Below are 5,544 nucleotides of genomic sequence, written 5' to 3' on the forward strand. Positions count from 1 at the left end.
AGGTCATTCGTGGTCACTCCTCTGTTTTTCTTTGGTCGGAAAATACATTTTGAGTGTACCACGAATGGCTTTTTCAGTTGTCTAGCTTAATTTTACAATCGGCGATTAATAAATCTTTTTACCAAAAATGGGGACAGAAATAGATGGGAATTTAGGATATTTTTAAAAAAAGACCCCAGCAGAATCTTATCTGCCGGGACCAGATTCATATTAATACAGTTTCATTCGCCCCATCAATTTGTAGACCCCCAACAACATCAGACCACTTAGGACATACACCCACCACTCTAGCCGTATCACCGGACCGAAATCGGGGACAATCCAGGCCAGAAGGATAATCAATCCAACGGCGCTCCCGCCGAACAAACCGGCTTTCACATAACCCAATACCCTTTTTTTCTTTGGACCGAACAAAGTTGTGCGGACGATTTTGAAAACTACTGACACAGCCGAAAGCGAAAACACTACTACGGATCCGAAAATCACTAGTATGTTTCCAAGCGGAATTGACGAATCCACTTCCTGGAAGAATGACATGATTAATGTGACAACTCCGAACATAATACTGAACCATCCAGCGAGAGATAGCACCTGCGAGAAGATAAATAAAGCAACATTACGCTTTTTCTCTTTCGGTAATGCTTCAATCACCTCATTCGCATATGCTTGGGGAGATTCACCGAACAAATCGGAAGCCTCTTTATCTTCTTCCTGCGCCTCCAGCAAATGGTCTAGCAAATCCATCAGCACTTCTTCTCCTGCCTGTTCATCAACACGGAGATCTATCCGGATATAAAGCAGAAACTCTTCATAAAGTGTGAGATTTTCTTTATTTAACAATTCCCGTTTTTGGTTATTTTCTTCAATCAATACTTCGGCTGATCTCATGCCTTTTCACTCCTTTTCAATAATTCGCTTACCGGCACAGCGATTTCTTTCCATTCGGCGGAAATTTTCCGCAACTCCTCTTTACCGCTGTCCGTCAAAAAATAATATTTACGATTCGGACCTGATGCTGATGGCCTCATTTCTCCGCGAATAAAACCATTCTTCTGCAGCCGCACCAGGAGCGGATAAATTGTCCCGTCACTGATGTCCGGCAATCCGATATTCTGAAGCTTTTGCGATAATTCATAACCATACACAGCTCCTTCCTCTACAACCGCCATGACACAGGCCTCCAAAACCCCTCTTAATAATTGGCTACGAAGCGCCAATGCGTTCACCTCTTCCGGTACTCGGTCTAACAATGTAGCAATGTAAAAAATAAGCTACCTTGTATTGCCAAGTAGTTAGCATCAGTATAAAATTATTTGAATTTATTGTCAATACTTCAGTGGATTATTTAACGGGTTTATGTACCTTGCATGAGTTCCATGAATGAATTTTTCAGTTAGCATTCACGTTCCACCACATCCCAAAAACACTCCTATAAAAATTGTCTGAAAATGATCAAACCACTTTCTGAATGTCCTCAGTTTTCAAAAGCGTTTACGAACATAATCTGAAAGTCGGCAAACACATGCCAATTCATTTTGTTAAATTGCTTCCAAGGGAATCATATTAGGAAGACACCGATATTTTATGGGACCATGTCTTCCATCTCTGGAATTATGGGCTTGAACGACTGTAGTGAATGATAAAAAAGGCCGAAATGAATAATATTCTTCGTTTCGGCCTTTTAGAATCCTATTTTTTATCTGACTTCCGATAAAACTCATGATATGTAAATTAACCTTCTAATAATTTCATTAGTGTTTAAGACATAGAATATAAAGCTAGTGAAAACTGAAGTAATTTTAGTGTGAAACCTACTTGAATTTCTTCCCATAATATTGCATCTCCACTATTAGATAAATGTCTAACAATGGAGATGTAATATTTCTTTATGAATTTAGATATCTTTTTTGGTTTTTAAAAGGTAATATCCCACTCTTCTTTTAACTGAATAAGCAAATCCTTAGGAGGATCGACGATGAAGTAAGAAATCCCTTCTTGATTTACTTGAATCGTTCCATCTTTATAAAAAAGAAGGAGATAAAGATCCTCGCTTGAACTGTCAACGCTTGGTTTGTTGTAAAGCAGCAATCGGTAGTTACCGGGCTCTTCGAGTTCATCCATTCTTTCTTGAAGTTCCTGCTCGGTAGCTTCGATAAGTTCTTTTCCATTTAGTACAGCAATCAAATCATTCGCTTTGTCTTTTCCATTAACTAACATCTCTTCGTACCCACCCGTTTCAACTAATGAAGTCGCCTCAGAAACCAATACTCCTTCATAACCTTCTGGACTGTTAATCGTAAGAGTTTGCGAAGCATTAGCATTCATACATCCGCCTAATAAAAGTATTAGAGCAAAAAAAGATAGAATTAAGAATAATCTATTTGATGTTTTCATTTGACTCCTCCTCTATCTATGGTTTGTAGTTATATTATATCATGAATGGTAAATTTTACATTTTAAGTATCTACAATAAATTTTTATCCTAGAAAAAACCGTTCGTAAAAGTACACTTTTACGAACGGAAATTGAAATTTAGATACTCAAAAAGACCAATCATTCTGATTGGTCTTACTTTTTTACCCTATAAAAGTAATGGCATCGATAATAGCCTTACAATCTTCAACCAAGTCTTGATCAGCTTCATCTGTTAACCTTGCTGCTCTAGCCGATGGATCAATTGCCTTTATCTTTTCACACAATACATACCCAGTTGTCTGATTGTCTGCTCCACTTTTCTTGCTATTCTTGGTTCTTCCATTTACCGGTACATGAGTTGGATACCCTTTATTCGTATTGGTTATTGGCAAGACCCAAATCAAGTCGGTTTCTTTATGTACGTTTTCTTCTGAAACTACGATGGCTGGACGATAACCTTGCTGTTCGTGCCCTTTTGCCGGGGACATATCGACCTTTATAATGTCACCAACTTTAAAAAATCTTGTCATCACTATTCCTCCAATTAAATAGTGCCTGTACTTTTCCATTAAGGATTAAGTACAGGCACATAATCTTTAAGCCTATTAACTGATCACCAGTCTTCTTTTCCGACTGGTTCTACTTCATCCCAAAGTGATTCAGGTTCAGGCTTTCCGCCATTGTAACCAACAAATAACTTTTGAAAGGGAGTTAATTTGCTTTTTCGAACCAACGAAATTCGATTGGGCTCAATCTCTACATCAAGTACAGCATCCTCAGTTTCATTGAATCCGGCTTCCTCTAGAATATCTCGTGTGAGGCGAACAGCTTTGCTGTTCCCCCAATTCTGAAGTCTAGCCTCTCGACGACTAACTTTTTGTTTGATTTGCGGCATGTGAATCAACTCCTCAGAGTACTATTTATATACTCAGTATATACGATGTATCTACATACGACAAGTGATATCATTCTAAGCATTCATAATTATCATTTTTCAGTTAATAGAAACGTAAGGCACTTTCAAACCAACACTTTTTCTCGTTAGTACAGCTTTAGTTTCACAGTTCTACCTATAATCTCTCATATGTAAACCAGATATAAATAAAAATGAAGAAGAATATATTTTAAAATGCAGCTCGAATGTTTGCAATTGCCTGTTTTATACCGACTTTATATTTGAAATTACAAATGCTCGATATTATTATAATAAGAAATTGGTTATAATTGTCTGAATAGTAAGGTAGAATAATATAGAAGAGGAAAAGGTGACAAAATTGAGAAATCAATAGGAGGGGATGAACTTGAAAAAATTAATCACATTACTGATTATGGTGCTCATTTTAAGTGGTTGTGTCGATGGGGACAGATATAATTTTTCTGGAAGCAGTGAAAATTGGGATGTTGTTTACGTAGTAGACGTTCGAAACTGGGATGAGCAAAATGACACTGGAACCATTAAATATATAGGGGAAAAACAAGCTCCAGAAACTTTAGATTACAAAATTGAATTCACTGCAGGAAGTGATTCTGGAACTGGTAAAACTTTAGATAACGGAGTGACGCAAACTGGAGGAGGAGGCTGTCAGGGCTGCGCTGTTATTCAAAAAGATGAAGAAATAGAAGTAGAAATTACGTGGAATGGGCAGACAGAAAATCTAATATTAACAACTGGTAAATGACATTGCTTATAGCGGTGTTATTTTTTGTGTAAAAAATCACCCTCCGTTTTTGTATATAAGGGTTTTAACTCTTATTACATCTGTTGTAAAACAGAGAAAATACCGCCCGTTTTTAAGTAACTTCCGATAACCTGATGATGTGTGAACTGAAAACCTGATCAGGAGTCTCTTCTAATTTATTTACACAAGATATTTTACACTCTCTTCTTTTTTATCGGAAATGCCTTCCATTTTATCTCCCCATAAATCAATTACTTTCATTCTGTTAAGGAATTCAATTGTGTTTTTAAATATTTTCATATATTTTCCCCTAACTGGATTGGACTGCAGCACGAATTGGCTTGATTGCAGAATACTTTTCCTTAATCAAAGTATTTTCAAAACGTTACACCGAAAAGTCGCCAATTGAATCGGTTGCACGTCTTTGATTTCATGCTGTTTGTTCATCTGCCTGCATCCTTCTTTCAAGTTTTGTCCCCTGTATTTCTACATTTATACCCTGCTATTTTAAGTCATTTCCCGGAGCGTATTGCAACAAATGCCTTTCCCCGGCTGGATCTTCGGCAATCACAAGTTCTGTCTGATCTTTCACCGAGAAGATGACCGTACCTTCTTCAAAGAAATTGGACTGATTATTGGCTGGAAAGACATTGGGGGGCACTTTCTTTGTTACTTTCCCGATTACTTTGTCTGCCTCATAGTCTGTGAGATGGGCTTCTGTCCCGTTGTATTCGGTATCATTTACAACCAGTATCATGGCATAACTTCCGGAGGAGGTTCCTTGGCTGCAAGCAGCTAAAACCAAACTAATCATGATAGCGAAGCACAGTCTTTTCATTTCTGGTTCCCTCCAATCATTTTTAAGGAAATTCATATGTAGCGAACTACTCAACGAGATTCAGAGGAAAGATAAAAGAGCATCGCTAAGGAAATACGAGTCCATAAAAACCCTTATTGATGTCTCTGGGTTTCTTTTAGTCTTCTGTTTTCTTCTTCTAGGGCTTGAATTCGTCTCTCATATTCCGTTATTTTCTCAGAACGGCTTGAGCGTTTTGCTATAAAGAAAATAACCGCAGTAATAAGGACAGCTAAGAACAACATTAAAAGTATAGGCGATAAAGCAATTAAATTTTTCACGAAATCTCTCCTTCTCTAAATACTAGCTCATTTTAAACAAATAAACTAAAAAATCAGGATTTATTTCATTTTATATTACCTTCGATTATCAGACTAAGAAACCAGTAGAATCAACGATCTGAATGTATCATTTTTTATAGTAATTCTAGTTTTACTTGTTTTTTCTCGAAAACTCAATGGTTTCGGGGTTTTGAATGTAACTTATCTGCACATATGTTACATTCGAAATCTGTTTAGTATACTCGATATTTTATTACTTATATGTTATATTTGGTGTATGGAAAAGCCAAAATGGACAGTCAATGCATATAAA

The 5,544-nt window shown here is 36.9% G+C and carries 8 protein-coding genes; 1 reads left to right on the forward strand and 7 read right to left on the reverse strand.

Annotated features, from left to right (window positions below; translation table 11 throughout):
• Positions 1-210: 210 nt before the first annotated feature.
• The 5 genes from ACFQ1X_RS15560 to ACFQ1X_RS15580 all read right to left on the reverse strand — a co-directional run bounded on the left by ACFQ1X_RS15560 (position 211) and on the right by ACFQ1X_RS15580 (position 3,310).
• Entirely contained in the window at positions 211-888 is a 678-nt protein-coding gene (locus ACFQ1X_RS15560) for a DUF1129 family protein (protein ID WP_379083333.1), read from the reverse strand.
• Positions 885-1,217 carry a PadR family transcriptional regulator gene (locus ACFQ1X_RS15565; RefSeq protein ID WP_379083335.1) on the reverse strand — a complete coding sequence of 111 codons (333 nt, stop codon included), beginning with the start codon at positions 1,215-1,217 and terminating at the stop codon, positions 885-887. The genes ACFQ1X_RS15560 and ACFQ1X_RS15565 overlap by 4 nt, the downstream gene beginning before the upstream one ends.
• Positions 1,218-1,914: 697 nt before the next feature.
• The gene (locus ACFQ1X_RS15570; protein ID WP_144841664.1) at positions 1,915-2,394 is read right to left on the reverse strand and encodes a hypothetical protein; all 480 of its coding nucleotides are present in this window, start codon (positions 2,392-2,394) and stop codon (positions 1,915-1,917) included.
• 182 nt (positions 2,395-2,576) lie between these two features.
• Positions 2,577-2,945 (reverse strand): type II toxin-antitoxin system PemK/MazF family toxin, encoded by a 369-nt coding sequence (locus ACFQ1X_RS15575; RefSeq protein ID WP_144841665.1) that lies wholly within the window; start codon positions 2,943-2,945, stop codon positions 2,577-2,579.
• Between the two features lie 83 nt (positions 2,946-3,028).
• Positions 3,029-3,310, reverse strand: coding sequence for an AbrB/MazE/SpoVT family DNA-binding domain-containing protein (locus ACFQ1X_RS15580; RefSeq protein WP_144841666.1), 282 nt, complete (start codon positions 3,308-3,310; stop codon positions 3,029-3,031).
• Between the two features lie 400 nt (positions 3,311-3,710).
• Here ACFQ1X_RS15580 and ACFQ1X_RS15585 point away from each other — a divergent pair, with 400 nt between their 5' ends.
• Positions 3,711-4,094 carry a hypothetical protein gene (locus ACFQ1X_RS15585; RefSeq protein WP_379083338.1) on the forward strand — a complete coding sequence of 128 codons (384 nt, stop codon included), beginning with the start codon at positions 3,711-3,713 and terminating at the stop codon, positions 4,092-4,094.
• Between the two features lie 502 nt (positions 4,095-4,596).
• Here the strand turns inward: ACFQ1X_RS15585 and ACFQ1X_RS15590 are convergent.
• Together ACFQ1X_RS15590 and ACFQ1X_RS15595 are read right to left on the reverse strand one after the other, a co-directional pair.
• The gene (locus ACFQ1X_RS15590; protein ID WP_144841668.1) at positions 4,597-4,932 is read right to left on the reverse strand and encodes a hypothetical protein; all 336 of its coding nucleotides are present in this window, start codon (positions 4,930-4,932) and stop codon (positions 4,597-4,599) included.
• Between the two features lie 113 nt (positions 4,933-5,045).
• A complete protein-coding gene (locus tag ACFQ1X_RS15595) occupies positions 5,046-5,231 on the reverse strand; it encodes a hypothetical protein (protein WP_144841669.1) in 186 nt (61 codons plus the stop codon).
• Positions 5,232-5,544: the final 313 nt, after the last annotated feature.

The sequence above is a fragment of the Metaplanococcus flavidus genome, assembly GCF_042675885.1.
In the GTDB taxonomy this organism is placed as follows: Bacteria; Bacillota; Bacilli; order Bacillales_A; family Planococcaceae; genus Planococcus; species Planococcus flavidus.

Excerpts from the sequence above, each read along its gene's own strand:
- ACFQ1X_RS15560 (WP_379083333.1), bottom strand. The coding sequence starts at position 888 with ATGAGATCAGCCGAAGTATTGATTGAAGAAAATAACCAAAAACGGGAA.
- ACFQ1X_RS15570 (WP_144841664.1), bottom strand. The coding sequence starts at position 2,394 with ATGAAAACATCAAATAGATTATTCTTAATTCTATCTTTTTTTGCTCTA.
- ACFQ1X_RS15575 (WP_144841665.1), bottom strand. The coding sequence starts at position 2,945 with ATGACAAGATTTTTTAAAGTTGGTGACATTATAAAGGTCGATATGTCC.
- ACFQ1X_RS15580 (WP_144841666.1), bottom strand. The coding sequence starts at position 3,310 with ATGCCGCAAATCAAACAAAAAGTTAGTCGTCGAGAGGCTAGACTTCAG.
- ACFQ1X_RS15585 (WP_379083338.1), top strand. The coding sequence starts at position 3,711 with ATGAACTTGAAAAAATTAATCACATTACTGATTATGGTGCTCATTTTA.
- ACFQ1X_RS15590 (WP_144841668.1), bottom strand. The coding sequence starts at position 4,932 with ATGAAAAGACTGTGCTTCGCTATCATGATTAGTTTGGTTTTAGCTGCT.